Origin of the sequence: Azonexus sp. R2A61 (genome assembly GCF_021401135.1) — a bacterium.
In the GTDB taxonomy this organism is placed as follows: domain Bacteria; phylum Pseudomonadota; class Gammaproteobacteria; order Burkholderiales; family Rhodocyclaceae; genus Azonexus.
Genome location: NZ_JACBFO010000002.1, coordinates 296,525 through 311,154, shown reverse-complemented (window position 1 = coordinate 311,154; position 14,630 = coordinate 296,525). Strand labels below are relative to the sequence as shown.

The following is a 14,630-nucleotide window of genomic DNA, read 5'->3' as shown; positions in this document are numbered from 1 at the left end:
TGTTAACTCCCGGGCAGGCGTAGTCCGTCTTCCTGATCGACGGCGACAAACCGTGCCCATTTTTCCCCGTACTTTGCCGTACCTCGTATTTCGTCGGTGATCCGTTCGGCAACATAATGCGGCAGGGCGCCGCCAACTTTCAGGATGGCGACGCAGGTTGCTTGCAGGTCTTGTGCGGCTTGTCGATATCTCATCTGTCCTGCCTGGCGGAATATTTCCGCTCGCAATGCCGGCGTGAGCCGGCGATCGCCGGGACCGATGCGTGCCGCGTCGTCGCTGGCTTCATACCATTCGGGCGCGGTCGATCGCTTTTCGACGGGCGGCATGCACAAGGTATCGCCGTCGAGCCAGATGGTGAAACCGACCCGTTTCTTGAGCATGGCCCAGGTATTTCCGTCTTGCCTCGGAAGGTTTTCCAGTGCGGTCAGATGCATCTGACCGCGACCGTCCGCAGCCACGTTCAGGCGCGCCACCTTGTCGCAAACCTGACTTTGTGGCCGGCGTTTCAGGCACCACACCGGGCGCGTTTCGATCAACTGCCGGATTTGCACGGCCGACAGTCGGACATGGGGCAGTGGCGCCGCTGTCTGTTGTGCGGAGGATGCTGCGGTATACAGGCCGGAACAGGCAAAAAGCACGATGCTGGCGCAGTTTGCCCCGATCTTTCTGCCGCAGGAGGCAAGCGCATGGCGCCAGCCCGAATGCGGGGCGAGGAAACGTGGGTTCCTTGGAAACGATGTCGGCATGGCCATCCGGCGAGGTCCGGGCAGTGTTTGCTGCCCATTCGTTTTGCATGGCGGAGTGCTGACTTTAGTTTGATGTTAACTGCTAGTCAAGTTGTTTTATTGACCGTTTGGAAACCTGGCGATTGCTAACTTTGCCCGCATGAGTTCGGATCACGAAAAATACGCTTTCAGCCAGCGCTTGCAGGAGTGTCTGGTGCGCGCGGGCAAAAGCGGCTATCGGCCGACCGATCTGGCGCGCGAATTCAATCGGCGTTATGCAGGGGGGCCGATTTCCATGCATGCGGCCCGCAAGTGGTTGCTCGGCGAGGCCATCCCGGCACAGGACAAATTGCTGACGCTGGCCAACTGGCTGCAGGTCGCGCCCGAGTGGTTGCGCTTCGGACAGGCGGGCGAACACGGGCTGGTCGCTCGCGAGCCGCAGCCGTCGTTCGACTATCAGTTGATGCGGGACATCGCTGCATTGCCCGAAGCGCGGCAACGCATCGTGCGTTTGCTGGTCAAGGAACTCGCTGGTCTGGAAGACTGATTCCTGATTCCGGCCACGGCCGATACGACGTTCAGCGTCCTGGGGCAAGCAACAGTTCGGCTGCGGCTTCGAGATCGGCGGGCTTGAGCATGCCGAGCTTCTGGCCGACGATGCGCCCCTCGCGGTCCACATAGACGGTGAAAGGCAGGCCGCCGCGGCTGTTGCCGAGTTGCTGCATCATCGGGATGGCCTGTTCGCGGCCAAGAAAGACGGCGTAGTCCATGGCGTACTTGCGCATGAATTCGCGAACGGGCGCGGCTTCGTCTTCGAGGCCGATGCCCAGCACCTCGATCTGGCCGCGGTGTTTTTTCTGGAACGCGGCGAGTTCGGGGATTTCTGCCCGGCAAGGCGGACACCAGCGTGCCCAGAAGTTGATCACCAGCGGTTTGCCGCGGTAGCGGGACAGCGCTACCGGCTTGTCGTTGGCGTCGCTCAACGTGACGGCGAAGAGTGCTTTGCTGTCCGCTGCCGCGTTGGCGGTCGCCCCGAGGAAAGCACAGAAAACCAGCAGGCTGAGATAGCGGAACACGGCGAACTCCGGAAGGGGGGAGCCCGAATATTAGCATCCGGCGAAGTTTGTCCGGTGCTGCGGCAATTTGTCGCAGGCCGCTGCCTTCGGTGTGTGAAAGAATCCGGCAATTGGCGGGAACGGGCGGGTGCAGGACAATGCGGCCTTTCCTTGCCGGGAATGTATTCGTGACACTGAACAAGAAAACCCTCATCGACCTGATCGGGCTGCTGCTCATCGCACTGGTTGTCGTCGTCGGCTACAAGCTTTCACCGATGTTGTTGCCGCATACCGACCTGAGCGTAGCGCCGGATGCTGCCTGCGATCTGCAGCAGGCACCGTGTCGCGTGGCCTTGCCGGGCGGCGGCGCGATCGTTGCGGATGTCTCGTCGCGCCCGATCCCGCTGGTTCATCCGTTTTCGTTCGAACTGCAGGTCGAGGGGCTTGCGGTCGACGCCGTTGAAGTGGATTTTTCCGGCATGGACATGAGCATGGGCTTCAACCGGCCGCTCCTGAAAGCCCTCGGCAACGGGCGTTTTTCGGCCGATGTCACATTGCCGGTCTGCGTGACCGGCCGCATGCTGTGGCAGGCCACCGTCCTGCTCGATACGGCCCGGGGGCGGATGGGCGTACCCTTGCGGTTTACCACGGGAGCGTGACGATGAACGAACGGATGCTGGGTTTGCTTGCCGGTGTGTTGGCCGCACTGGTGCTCGGGCTGGCCATCTTCTGGCAGCCCGATGTGCAGAAAACCCCGTCGCTGGTGCAAACCTTGCCGCCGGGGGGAGATTTTGCGCTGCGCTCGGCCGACGGTCCGGTCCGCTTGGGCGATCTGCATGGCAAGCTGGTGCTGGTCTATTTCGGCTATACCTATTGCCCTGACATCTGCCCGACCTCGCTCGCCGCTACTGGCGAAGGGCTGAAGCAGCTGACGCCGGACGAGCGCAAGGATGTGGCGATGATCTTCGTGTCGGTGGATCCCCGGCGCGATACGGTCGAACGCCTGAAGGAATATGTCGCCTTTTTCGACCCGGCCATCGTCGGGGTGACCGGCAGCGCCGACGAAGTGGCCGATGTGGCCCGGCGTTACGGCGTGTTCTATGCCGAGCAGAAGGTCGATACCGCCGGCGGCGGTTATGTCGTCGACCATTCGGCGGAAACGTTCATTGTCGGCCGCGATGGCCGTCTGGTGGCACGCATGGCGCATGGCACGCCGCCCGCCCAGGTGGCGGCGCTGATTCGCCAGTATCTACATCAACCCTGAAGGAGAAAGCATGAAACGTCTTGCCCTGATTATTTCCGGTTTCTGTCTGTCGACCGCAGCCTTTGCCGGTGCCGCCGACCAGGTCAGCGTCGACCAGCCTTACGTCCGCCTGGCCCCTCCCAATGCGCCGGCGACGGCCGCTTTCATGGTGTTGCGCAACAGCGGCACGACGCCGGTCAAACTGGTCAAGGCCGACAACCCGGCATCGAAAGTGACCGAACTGCATACCCACCTGAATGAGAATGGCGTGATGAAGATGCGCCCGGTAGCGGCCATCGACGTGCCGGCCAAGGGCGAAGCCGTGCTCAAGCCGGGCGGCCTGCACGTGATGATGATCGATCTGAAGGCGCCGCTGAAGGAAGGCGACGTCGTGCCGCTGACGCTCGGTTTCGACGACGGCAGCAGCAAGCAGGTCGATGCCAAGGTGCTCAAGGGCATGCCGGCGATGGAGCATCACCACCACTGATTCGCCCGAAAGCTGCGGGATTCCGGCCCCGGACTTGACTTGAGTCAAGTCCGGGGTTTTTCTTTGATGCAGAATGCGTGTATCGATAACTGATTGCATATGGGTGAATGAATTCCGCGTTTTCGATGCGTCTGGCTTTCCGGGCCCAGTGGATCATGGCGATTGCCTGTCTGGCGATCGTTGCATCCGGCATCGTTTATCACCTGGTCGTCACGCATCGGGCGGTAGAGCGGATCGAAAGAACCCACCTGGGCAATCTCAGCCAGGTTGCCGCCGATATCATCGGCCGTCGCTTGGTGGGGACCCGGTCGATGATCCTGCAGGTCGAGGGCGAACTGGCCGAGGGGCTGCCTGCCGGCGATGAACTGCGCGACTTGTCGCGACAGATCGACCGCCTGGTCATCGTTGGCCACGGTACCTCGATCCTGATGCTGCTCGATGCCGAAGGTCGGGTGCAGGCGGCCAATCGCAAGGATCTGCTGGGCCAAAACTTTTCGCACCGGCATTATTTCCAGGCCGCCCGCGACACCATGGACGCGTCGTTGTGCATTCTTTCGCCGCCTTTTCAGACGGTGTTCGGCGAATACACCTTCACCCTGTCGCGCAAGGTGCTGGATCGTGACGGCCGCTTCGTCGGTGTCGTGATGGCAACGATGGATACGCCCTTCATCGGCAGTCTGCTCGGATCCACGCTTTATGTGCCCGACATGTGGGCGGCGCTGGCGCATGGCAACGGGGTGCAGATCCTGTCGGTGCCGGCGGAAAGCGCCGCAGGCGGCCGAGAGCTGAATCGTGCCGGCAGCTATTTCCAGCAACATCGCGAACGTGGCATCGCCGACAGCGTCATCGACGATGTGATCAAGCCGGGCGTGCCGCAACTGGTTTCGGTACGTACCGTCGAGCCGCGAGAGGCGCATTTCGATCAGCCGCTGGTGGTGGCGGTGGGGCGCGATCTGAATGCGGTGTTCGCCGACTGGCGGATGCAGCTCTACCTGTTGTCGGGCTTGTACCTGGTCGGCGCGGCCATCACGCTGGCCGGCCTGCGGGTCTATCAGCGGCGTGCCAGCGATGCCTGGAAGACCATCGCCCGCCAGCAGGCCCTGGTGCATACGGCGACCGACGGCATTCACGTCATCGACCGCAACGGTCTGCTGGTCGATGCCAATCGCGCCTTTCTCGACATGCTCGGGCTGGACAAGTCGGCGATCGGCCGGCTGCATGTCACCGATTTCGATGTGGCCAAGTCGGCGACCGAAATTCTCGAAGGCATGGCCCGGCTGCAGGCCGAGCAGGGCTCGATGATCATCGAGACCCGTCACCGGCGCAGCGATGGAACGGTGCTCGACGTCGAGCTCAGCATCCGGGCCTTCGAGTGCGAGGGCGAGTCGATGATGATTGCCTCGGCGCGCGACATCACGCAGCGCAAGCAGGTCGAAGCGGAGCTGGCGGCCTACCGGGACCGCCTGGAAGAGAAGGTGGCGGCGCGGACGGCCGAGCTTACCGAGGCCAACCGGCATCTCGACCTGGCCCGCCGCGAGGCTGAGGCCGCGACACAGTCCAAGGCGGCCTTCCTGGCCAGCATGAGTCACGAAATCCGGACGCCGATGAACGGCGTCATCGGTCTGCTGCATATCCTCCGGCGCACCGGGCTGACTGCGGTGCAGAGCGATCATGTGGACAAGATCGCCTTGTCTGCCCAGCATCTGCTGACGGTGATCAACGACATCCTCGACCTGTCCAAGATCGAGGCCGGCAAGCTGGTGCTGGAGGCGATTCCGGTTGCCGTCGATCAACTCGCCGGCAACGTCGTGTCGATGGTCAAGGCGACGGCCAATGCCAAGAAACTGCGACTGCAGGTCGATACCGATGTGCTGCCGCCGCACCTGCTGGGCGATCCGACGCGCCTGACTCAGGCGCTGCTGAATTACGTCTCGAACGCCATCAAGTTCACCGAGCACGGTGTGGTGACCCTGCGTACGAAGCTGATCGAGGAGACGCCGAAAGACGTGTTGCTGCGCTTCGAAGTGGTCGATACCGGCATCGGTATCGCAGCCGAGCGCCTGGCCGGCCTGTTCCGTCCGTTCGAGCAGGGTGAGCGTTCGTTGACGCGGATGTATGGCGGTACCGGGCTGGGCCTGGCGATCACCCGCCAACTGGCCAGCCTGATGGGCGGCGAGGTCGGTGCCGACAGCCGACCGGGCGAAGGCAGCACGTTCTGGTTCTCCGCGCGTCTCACCAAGGGCGGTGGAGAAGGGCTGTCGGGCGAACGTCTGCACAACGGCGAGTCGGAGGCGCAGCTACAGGCGCATTTTGCCGGCCGCCGGGTGCTGCTGGTCGAGGATGAACCGGTCAATCAGGAAATCGGCGTGATGTTGCTCGAAGGGGCGGGGCTCGATGTCACGGTGGCCGACAACGGCGAACTTGCGGTCGACCGCCTGAAAAACGGGAAATTCGATCTGGTGCTGATGGACATGCAGATGCCGGTGCTCGACGGCCTCGAGGCCACCCGCCGCCTGCGCCGCCTGCCCGGCTGCGAAACCCTGCCGGTCGTCGCCATGACCGCCAACGCCTTCGCCGAGGACCGGCAGCGCTGCATGGATGCCGGCATGGACGATTTCATCGGCAAACCGGTCGATCCGGAATACCTGTTCCGCGTCGTGCTTTACTGGTTGGGGCGCGGCAGCGCGTAAATAGTGCATACTTACGCAATCCTTAACGCGCATCACCCGATGGAACAATGATTGCCAACGCCAGTACGCCGGAAATCGTCGCCACCGTGATCTTCGCGATCGCGTTGATCCATACCTTCTCGACCAAGTTCTTCGCCGAACTGGCCCACCGCGAATCGCGTCACGCCGGGCTGTGGCATCTGCTGGCCGAAGTCGAGGTGGTCTTCGGTTTCTGGGCCTTCGTGCTGATCGCCGCGCTGTTCTTCCTGACCGGCAAGGAAGCTGCGGTCGACTACATGGAAGCGCGCAATTTCACGGAGCCGGCTTTCGTTTTCGTGATCATGGTCATCGCCGCCAGCCGGCCCATCCTGTTTACGGTGATCAACCTGGTCCGGCTGGTCGCCATGGCGATTCCGATTCCACGTGCGCTGGCCGTCTATTTCCTCTGCCTGTCGTTGGTGCCGCTGCTCGGCTCGTTCATCACCGAACCGGCGGCGATGACGCTGGCCGCGCTGATGCTGCGCGACCGCTATTACCAGTACGAGATTTCCAACCGCCTCAAATATGCGACGCTGGGCGTGCTGTTCGTCAATATTTCGATCGGCGGCACGCTGACCCATTTCGCTGCGCCGCCGGTGCTGATGGTGGCCGCCAAATGGCAATGGGACAGCTTGTTCATGTTCTCGCATTTCGGCTGGAAGGCGGCGATTGCCGTCGTCGCCAATGCCGTGGCCGTGAGCTGGTTCTTCCGTCACGAGATCGTCGACAAGGGACGGGTGGAAGCCGCTGCCGGCAGTGCGAGGATGCCGCTTTCGGTGGCTTCGATCCACCTGGCTTTCCTGGTTGGGGTCGTGCTGTTCGCCCATCATCCGATCATTTTCATGGGGCTGTTCCTGTTCTTTCTCGGCTACACCGAAGCCTACAAGCAGCATCAGGATCGGCTGATCCTTCGCGAAGGTCTGCTGGTTGCCTTCTTCCTGGCCGGCCTGGTCGTCCTCGGCGGCCTGCAGCGCTGGTGGCTGCAGGAAACGCTGCTCGGCGTCGAGCCCGACGTGCTGTACTTCCTGGCCACCGCGCTGACGGCGATCACCGACAATGCCGCGCTGACCTATCTCGCCTCGCTGGTCGATGGCGTGTCGCCGGAGTTCCAGTATGCGGTGGTGGCCGGTGCGGTGACCGGTGGTGGCCTGACCCTGATTGCCAACGCCCCGAACCCGGCGGGTGCATCGATTCTCAAAGCCAGTTTCGACGACGGCGCGGTCAGCCCGCTCGGATTGCTGTTTGCCGCATTGCCACCGACCATGGTGGCGATTTTTGCGTTCAGGGCGCTGGGGTGACCTGAAGCAGGTTTTCGCCGGTAAAGGTCAGCGCGCGACCGGCCGTTTGCCCAGTTTTCGTTGCAGCGTCCGACGGTGCATCTTCAGCGCCCGCGCCGTCGCCGAAATGTTGCCGTCGTTTTCGGCCAGCACCCGCTGGATGTGTTCCCATTCCAGGCGGTCGACCGACAGCGGTTCGTCCGGCGCGTTCAGCACGTTTTCGTCGCCGGTCTGATCGTCGAACGCGGCCAGGATGGCCTCGATTTCCACCGGCTTGGCGAGGTATTGGACGGCTCCTCGCTTGACCGCCTCGACGGCGGTGGCGATGCTGGCGTAACCGGTGAGGACCACGATGCGGGCTGCGCCATCGACGGCCAGCAGCTCGGGGATCAGTGCCAGGCCCGAGGCTCCATCGAGATTGAGGTCGAGCACGATGCGTCCGGGACGCCGCGCCCGCATCGCCGCCAGCCCTTCGTCGGCGCTGGTCGCGCCGCAGGCGGTCATGCCGCGGCGGGTGAGCGTGCGGACCAGTACGGCGTTGAAAACCGGGTCGTCGTCGATGACCAGGATCAGGTCGTCGTTCCTCATCGTGGCGTACGTGGCAGTTCGATGCGGGCCAGTGCACCGCCGTCGTCGGGGTTGAGCAGGATCAGCCGGCCGCCCAGTTGCTCGATGGCCGAGCGGGTCAGCATCAGGCCGACACCGCTGCCGGCTTCGTGCGGCGGCAGTTCGCTGCGTCCGGAAAGGGCGAGTACGGGTTCCGGAAAACCCGGGCCCTGGTCGCGAATTTCGATGTCGATCCCGGTCGACGACCAGGCGAGACGGATTTCCAGCGGCTGGGCGCTGGCATTCGCGGCATTGTTGAGCAGGTTGAGCAGGGCCTGTTCGAGTCTGGGATCGGCGGCGATTTCCGGTGCCGGCCTGTCGCTGCCGAGCACCAGCCGGCTCGCCGCCTGCGGCCGGACGGCGTGCCAGCGTTGGCGAAGGCTGTCGAGCCAGCGGTCGACGGGCTGTTGCGGCGGATTTTCGAGGCGTTCGGCATCGGCTCGTCGGGCCAGGCTGCCGACGATGTCCTTGCAGATGCCGATCTGTTGCCGCAGCAGTGCAACGTCGGCCCGGCTTTCCGGCGACAGCGTGGCGTCGTGCGCCATTTCGCCGGCGACCAGCGCCATTGTCGCCAGCGGCGTGCCCAGTTCGTGCGCGGCACCGGCGGCGAGCGTGCCCATCGCAGTGATCCGCTCGTCGCGCAGGGCCTGTTCGCGCGCCGCGGCGAGGGCGGCATCGCGCTCGCGGATCAACCGCGTCATGCGCAGGATCAGCCAGCCGATCATGGCGGCCGATACGGTAAAGGTCAGCCACATGCCGATCAGGTGCAGCCGGGTCGCCCGTGTCGCGTCGGCGATGGCCAGCGGCAGGTATTCGACCATCAGCAGCGAATAGGCAAGGATGGCGACGCAGCCGACCAGAACGACGAAGCGACCGGGCAGGGCCAGCGCGGCGATGGCGACCGGCGGCAGCAGCAAGGAGACCAGCGGATTGGTGGCACCGCCGCTGAAGAACAGCAAGGCCGACAGCAGGGCGATGTCGAACAGCAACTGGCGCGCGAATTCGGCGTCGTCCGCGGTCAAGGATTGAGGCAGGCGCCAGCCGACGACAAGATTGAACAGCGCACCCGCAGCGATGATGCCGAGCAGCGGCCATTGCGGCAGCGGCACGTCGAGCACGCCGGGAACGATCATCACGAACAGGGCGGTCGTCGCCAGCACCAGCCAGCGGCTGGCAACCAGGCGACGCAGGTTGAGCCAGTGATCGGTTGCGCCGGCGGGGTGGTAGGAGAACGGCATGGGCGGCATTATCCGACATTTGGCCGGTGCCGGGCAGGGCGTCCGGCGCGGCAATTTGTCGCGGTCGACCCTGTTTCGCGACAAAAAACGGAAAATCACAAAATGCCGATTTTCTTCCGCAGGGCGGAGCAAAGCGTCATCCCGCCCCTATAATTCCACCGTCAGATTTCAACCCCTCGTTTCGCCAGCCGATGTCAGCCAATTTGCGCCGTAACCTGCTGCTCTGTCTGGCCTACGCCGTGAGCGGCTGGCTATCGTTGAAGGTCGCCGTGCCGCCGGGTTATGCCGCCCCGTTGTTCCCGCCGGCCGGTATTGCCCTGGCGGCAATGCTCATCTATGGCCCGCGCTGCTTGCCCGGTGTCTTTCTCGGTTCGTTTGCCGTCCAGTTCGTCGCCGCCTGGCAGACCGGACTTTCGTCGTCCGACTGGCTGGCCCTGGGGCTTCCAGCCATCGGCGCATCCCTGCAGGCAACGGTTGGCTACTGGCTGGCCGGTCGTCTGAACGGGCCCGATTCGGCACTCGATACGCCGGAGAGCATTCTGCGTTTTGTCGGCATCGTTGCTCCGCTCGGCTGTCTGATCAGCCCGAGCATCGGCGTCGGCATGCTGGTCGTCCTCGGTGCCGTGCCTTCGGCAGATGCGATGTTCACGTGGATGAACTGGTGGGCCGGCGATACGCTGGGTGTGTTGATCATGCTGCCGCTGGTGATGGTCTTCCTGGCGCGCCCGGCCGCAGCCTGGCGTTCGCGCCGGCTGGCGGTGACCGTGCCGATGAGCGTCGCGCTCGGTCTGCTGGCCTTCACCTTCGTGCAGGTCCGGGACTGGGAGGAGCGGCGCCTGCAGACACAGTTCAACCGCGATGCCGAGCATCTGGCCAGTCTGGTCAAGCGCCGGCTGGATGCCCAACTCGATCAGGTGCTCGCCCTGGAGGGGCTGGCGGCCGTCCATCCGGCGCTCGATGCGAATGTCTGGCGGGAGTTCGTCATGCCTTTGCTGGCCCGCTATCCCGGCACCCAGAATTTCGGCTGGAGTCCGCTGATCGAGGATGCCGGACGCGATGCCTTTGAAGCAGCGATTCGGCGCGAACGACCCGATTTCGCCATCCTCGGGCGCGATCCGGCGGGGCATACCTACATTGCGCAGCGCAAGGCCGAGTATCTCCCCATCCTTTTCGTCGAGCCGCTGGTTTCCAACCGCAGTGTGGTCGGTCTCGATCCGCTGGTGCTGGAACGGACGGCAGTCGCCGCAAAGCGTACGCGCGACAGCCGGATGCCGATCGCCTCGGAATCGATCCGGCTGGTTCAGGAACGGGGCGAACAGCGCGGGGTCGTGGTCTATGAGGCGGTCTTCGGCGGTCAGCCGGAGCGGCAGCTGGGCATGGTGTCGGCAGTTTTCCGGATGGACGATGCGATGATCGCCGCGCTCGAGGGGAGCGGCCGCGAGCAGGTCGAGGTCTGTCTGGTCGAAGGGACGCCCGGCGAAGGGCCGCGCCTCTTCGGTCCTGCCGGTTGCGAATCCCTGGACTGGGCCGAAGGGCGCCTGCGCTGGCAGACGCCGTTGTCGTTTGCCGGCCGGCAATGGTACCTGCGGGCCGGAGCGTCGCCCGCCTACATGGAGTCCTTGCGCAGTTGGGGCGTCTGGCTGACGCTGGCGCTCGGCTTGCTGACCACCGGGGTGCTTGGTGCTTTCCTGCTGTTGACCAGCGGCCGGGCGCGGCGCGTCGAGATGCTGGTCGACGAGCGCACGCATCAGCTGGCGGAAGCGAGCCGCCAGCTGGCCGTGCGTCAGGAAGAATTGCTGCAGGCGCAGCGCATTGCCCGCATGGGCAGTTGGGAGCAGTTGCCGCGCAGCGAATTGCTGTACTGCTCAGGCGAGCTGTGCAGCGTGCTGCAGCTTCCGCCGCGCGAAACGATCGGGCAGGCCGAACTGCTGGCTTGCATTCATCCCGAGGATCGGGCGGCGCTGGCGCATGCGCTGGCCAGGGTTGCCGAAGCACCCGGCGAGGAGGCGCTCGACTGCCGTCTGGGCGAAGAGGGCGGTCTGGCCCGCGTGCTGCATTTCCGCATCGAAAGCGGCTGGCTCGACAAGCAGGGCTTGCGGGTGCGCGGCACGGCGCAGGACGTCACCGCCGCCCGTGCTGCCGAAGCGCATATCGCCTATCTGGCCCATTACGATGTGCTGACCGGCTTGCCGAACCGGACGTTGTGGAACGAACGGGCGCAGAACGAGCTGCGCTCGGCGGAGCGGCATGGCGACACGCTGGCGGTGCTGTTCCTCGATCTGGATCATTTCAAGGCGATCAATGACACGCTTGGCCATCCGGTCGGCGACCAGTTGTTGTCGGCCGTTGCCCGCCGTCTGTCGGCCTGCCTGCGCGAGAACGATTTCCTGGCCCGGCTGGGGGGCGATGAGTTCGTCGTGTTGCTGCCGCGGCTGAGTCATCCCGAGGATGCGGCGCTGGTCGCGCGCAAGCTGATCGCCTCGCTGCAGTCGTCGATCGATGTCGGCGGCCACGAACTGAGCATTTCGGTGAGTATCGGCATTTCGCTTTTCCCGGGCGATGGCGAGGATCTGAGTACGCTGCTCAAGCATGCCGACGTGGCGATGTACAGTGCCAAGGGACAGGGGCGCAACACCTACCATTACTTCAAGCCCGAGATGGACGTCCATGCGCTGGAGCGGCTGATGCTGGAAAATGCGCTGCGTCGTGCGGTCGACCGCAACGAACTGGTTCTTTTCTTCCAGCCGCAGATGGCGGCGGGCGGCGGCCTGTCCGGTTGCGAAGCCTTGATTCGCTGGCAGCATCCCGAATTCGGTTTGTTGCCGCCGGCGCAGTTCATCGGCGTGGCCGAGGATAGCGGCCTGATCCTGCCGCTCGGCGAATGGGTGCTGGCCGAGGCCTGTCGGCAGTGGGTCGAATGGCACCACCTGGGCATTGAACTGACGATGGCGGTGAACATTTCGGCACTGCAGTTCCAGCATCCGGAGTTTGTCGCCATGGTCCGCCGCATCCTGGGCGAGACGGGGGCCGATCCGGCCTGGCTGGAGCTGGAACTGACCGAAAGTGCGCTGATGCAGCCGACGCCGGAGGTGCTGGCGCGCATGAACGAGTTGCGCAAGCTGGGCATCCAGCTGGCGCTCGACGACTTCGGCACCGGCTACTCCAGTCTCAGCTATCTCAAGCGCTTGCCGATCCATCGGCTGAAGCTCGACCGCAGTTTCGTGCGCGATCTGCCCGACGATGCGGAAGACGTGGCGATCGCTTCGGCCACGTTGTCGCTGGCCCGCGATCTCGGCATGGAAGTGGTCGCCGAAGGGGTCGAGAACGATGCCCAGCATCGCTTCCTGCTCGAGCGCGGCTGCGCGGTGATGCAGGGTTACCTGTTCGGCAAGCCGATGCCGGCCGAAGCCTTCGTCGCCTGGCGGCAGGACCTTCAGAACAGGTAGGGCAGGAAGCGCTTGCTGCGCCGCATGTAGTCGGCGTAGGCCGGGCCGAAATGCGTCAGGCACTCGCGTTCGTCGGAGCGGGCGGTGGCCAGCAGGCACAGGCTGCCGACGATGGCCAGCGCGGCACCGAGCAGCCCCGGCGATTGCAGGAAGGCTCCCCAGGTCAGCGCCAGCAGCGAGGCGTACATCGGATGGCGGATCCAGCGATAGATGCCGCTGGTGACGAGGTCGCCGGTCTTTTCCCATTCGTACAGCGAACCGTCGTCGCGGCGACGGTCGGCGCCGCCGTGCCGGCGCAGTGCGACGAGGCCGGCGATCACCAGCCCGATGCTGCTCAGCATCAGCAGCCACGAGGCGAACTGGTGCGGCGAATACGGGTCATCGCCCCAGACCGGCCGGTTGATGACGACCAGCCCGAGAATGCATTCCCAGGCGAAGAAACGGTAGAAGCCGTGGCTGCCGGGCTGGCGCAGCGGCTTGCGCGACAGCCAGAGCAGCAGCGCGCTACCGGCGACGAAGGGGAGCAACTGCGTCATCAGGCGGAAAAGGCCGCACTGAGCGCCCGGATCATGTAATGGTGATCGAGTACGCCGGCGCTTTCGCGGGCGCTGTGCATCGCCCACATCGGCGAGCCGACGTCGACGGCCGGAATGCCCAGCCGCGCCGCGACGATCGGTCCGATCGTGCTGCCGCAGCCAAGGTCGGTCCGGTGCGCGTATTGCTGGCACGGGACGCCGGCCTGCTCGCAGATGGCCATGAACAATGCGGCCGTATCGGCGCCGGTGCTGTAGCGCTGGTTGGCGTTGCTCTTGATCACCGGCCCGGCATTGACCTGCACGCGGTGGCACGGTTCGTAGGCCGCGGGAAAGTTGGGGTGCCAGGCATGCGCCATGTCGGCACTGATGAAGAAGCTGCGGGCCAGCAGGCGACGCTGGTCTTCGACATCAAGCCCGGCCTGCAAGGCGATCCGTTGCAGCAGATCGCCGACCAGGCTGCCGCCGGCACCGACGGCGCTTTCCGAGCCGACTTCCTCGTGATCGAACAGGGCGACGATGCAGGTCTGCGTCGGTCGTTGCGTTGCCAGCAGGGCACTCAGCGCGGCATGGCAGGAGGCCAGGTTGTCGAGCTGGCCGTTGGCGACGAACTCGCGGTCGACGCCCCAGAAAGCCCCTTTTTGCGTGTCGCAGGCGACCAGCTCCCAGGTCATCAGTGCTTCCGGTGCAACGCCGGCGGCCGCCGCGACCGGCTGGCGGAAGCGTTCGTCGGCGCTGCGTCCGGCCTCGCCGATGCCAAGCAGCAGCGGCAACTCGGTCTGCTTGTTGAACTTGAGGCCGGCTTCGTTGACCTCGCGGTTCATGTGGATCGCCAGGTTGGGCAGGCGCAGCAGCGGTTCGTCGAGATGCACCAGACGGCTTTCGATGCCGCTGCCGGTGCGTACCATGACGCGGCCGGCCAGCCCGAGATCGCGGTCGCTGAAGGTGGCGAGGATCGGTCCGCCATAGACTTCGACACCGAGCCGGACGACGCCGGCGCTGTCTTCCGCCGGTCGCGGCTTGACGCGCAGTCCCGGCGAGTCGGTGTGGGCACCGACCAGCGTCAGGCCGGTGTCGAGCAGCGGCGTTTCGCCGAGTGTGAATGCGACAATCGACGAGCCGCCGCGGACGACGAAATAGCGGCCGCCCGGTTCAAGCTGCCAGCGGTCGACCTCTTCCAGCCGTTGAAAACCGGCGGCCAGCAGGCGTTGCTTGCAGCTTGCCACGGCATGCCAGGGGCTGGGACTGGCGTCGATGAAGGTGAGCAGGTCGCAGGCCTGCTCACGGGCGTCGGCGGTGATTTCGCGCATGA

General features: G+C 64.7%; 13 protein-coding genes. 7 read left to right on the top strand and 6 right to left on the bottom strand.

Annotated features, from left to right (window positions below; all coding sequences use genetic code 11):
- Positions 1-2: 2 nt before the first annotated feature.
- On the bottom strand, positions 3-551 hold the full coding sequence (locus L0962_RS06615; RefSeq protein WP_234085566.1) for a hypothetical protein: 549 nt from the start codon (positions 549-551) through the stop codon (positions 3-5).
- A gap of 388 nt (positions 552-939) precedes the next feature.
- Here L0962_RS06615 and L0962_RS06610 point away from each other — a divergent pair, with 388 nt between their 5' ends.
- Positions 940-1,272, top strand: a complete 333-nt coding sequence (locus L0962_RS06610; RefSeq protein ID WP_234085565.1) for a hypothetical protein — start codon at positions 940-942, stop codon at positions 1,270-1,272.
- Between the two features lie 31 nt (positions 1,273-1,303).
- Here L0962_RS06610 and L0962_RS06605 read toward each other — a convergent pair whose 3' ends face one another.
- Complete coding sequence (locus tag L0962_RS06605) at positions 1,304-1,801, bottom strand: TlpA disulfide reductase family protein (RefSeq protein ID WP_234085564.1); 498 nt, start codon at positions 1,799-1,801, stop codon at positions 1,304-1,306.
- Between the two features lie 167 nt (positions 1,802-1,968).
- Between L0962_RS06605 and L0962_RS06600 the strand changes: the two genes are divergently transcribed.
- The 5 genes from L0962_RS06600 (at position 1,969) to L0962_RS06580 (ending at position 7,516) form a co-directional block, all read left to right on the top strand.
- Complete coding sequence (locus L0962_RS06600; RefSeq protein WP_234085563.1) at positions 1,969-2,439, top strand: hypothetical protein; 471 nt, start codon at positions 1,969-1,971, stop codon at positions 2,437-2,439.
- Positions 2,440-2,441: 2 nt separating this feature from the next.
- Positions 2,442-3,044 (top strand): SCO family protein, encoded by a 603-nt coding sequence (locus L0962_RS06595; RefSeq protein ID WP_234085562.1) that lies wholly within the window; start codon positions 2,442-2,444, stop codon positions 3,042-3,044.
- Between the two features lie 10 nt (positions 3,045-3,054).
- Positions 3,055-3,510: a copper chaperone PCu(A)C gene (locus tag L0962_RS06590; RefSeq protein ID WP_234085561.1), complete on the top strand. Its 456-nt coding sequence runs from the start codon at positions 3,055-3,057 to the stop codon at positions 3,508-3,510.
- A gap of 107 nt (positions 3,511-3,617) precedes the next feature.
- Positions 3,618-6,200, top strand: a complete 2,583-nt coding sequence (locus L0962_RS06585) for a response regulator (RefSeq protein ID WP_234085560.1) — start codon at positions 3,618-3,620, stop codon at positions 6,198-6,200.
- 47 nt (positions 6,201-6,247) lie between these two features.
- The gene (locus L0962_RS06580) at positions 6,248-7,516 is read left to right on the top strand and encodes a putative Na+/H+ antiporter (protein WP_234085559.1); all 1,269 of its coding nucleotides are present in this window, start codon (positions 6,248-6,250) and stop codon (positions 7,514-7,516) included.
- A 27-nt stretch (positions 7,517-7,543) separates the two neighbouring features.
- Here the strand turns inward: L0962_RS06580 and L0962_RS06575 are convergent, their stop codons facing one another.
- Together L0962_RS06575 and L0962_RS06570 are read right to left on the bottom strand one after the other, a co-directional pair.
- Positions 7,544-8,083: a response regulator transcription factor gene (locus tag L0962_RS06575; RefSeq protein WP_234085558.1), complete on the bottom strand. Its 540-nt coding sequence runs from the start codon at positions 8,081-8,083 to the stop codon at positions 7,544-7,546.
- Positions 8,080-9,339: an ATP-binding protein gene (locus L0962_RS06570; protein ID WP_234085557.1), complete on the bottom strand. Its 1,260-nt coding sequence runs from the start codon at positions 9,337-9,339 to the stop codon at positions 8,080-8,082. Before L0962_RS06570 ends, L0962_RS06575 begins: the two co-directional genes overlap by 4 nt.
- Before the next feature lie 191 nt (positions 9,340-9,530).
- Here L0962_RS06570 and L0962_RS06565 point away from each other — a divergent pair, with 191 nt between their 5' ends.
- Positions 9,531-12,785: an EAL domain-containing protein gene (locus tag L0962_RS06565; protein ID WP_234085556.1), complete on the top strand. Its 3,255-nt coding sequence runs from the start codon at positions 9,531-9,533 to the stop codon at positions 12,783-12,785.
- On the opposite strand, the gene L0962_RS06560 is transcribed toward L0962_RS06565, so the two are convergent.
- Positions 12,773-13,321: an isoprenylcysteine carboxylmethyltransferase family protein gene (locus L0962_RS06560; RefSeq protein WP_234085555.1), complete on the bottom strand. Its 549-nt coding sequence runs from the start codon at positions 13,319-13,321 to the stop codon at positions 12,773-12,775. The genes L0962_RS06565 and L0962_RS06560 overlap by 13 nt on opposite strands.
- The gene (locus L0962_RS06555; RefSeq protein WP_234085554.1) at positions 13,321-14,628 is read right to left on the bottom strand and encodes a M18 family aminopeptidase; all 1,308 of its coding nucleotides are present in this window, start codon (positions 14,626-14,628) and stop codon (positions 13,321-13,323) included. Before L0962_RS06555 ends, L0962_RS06560 begins: the two co-directional genes overlap by 1 nt.
- Positions 14,629-14,630: the final 2 nt, after the last annotated feature.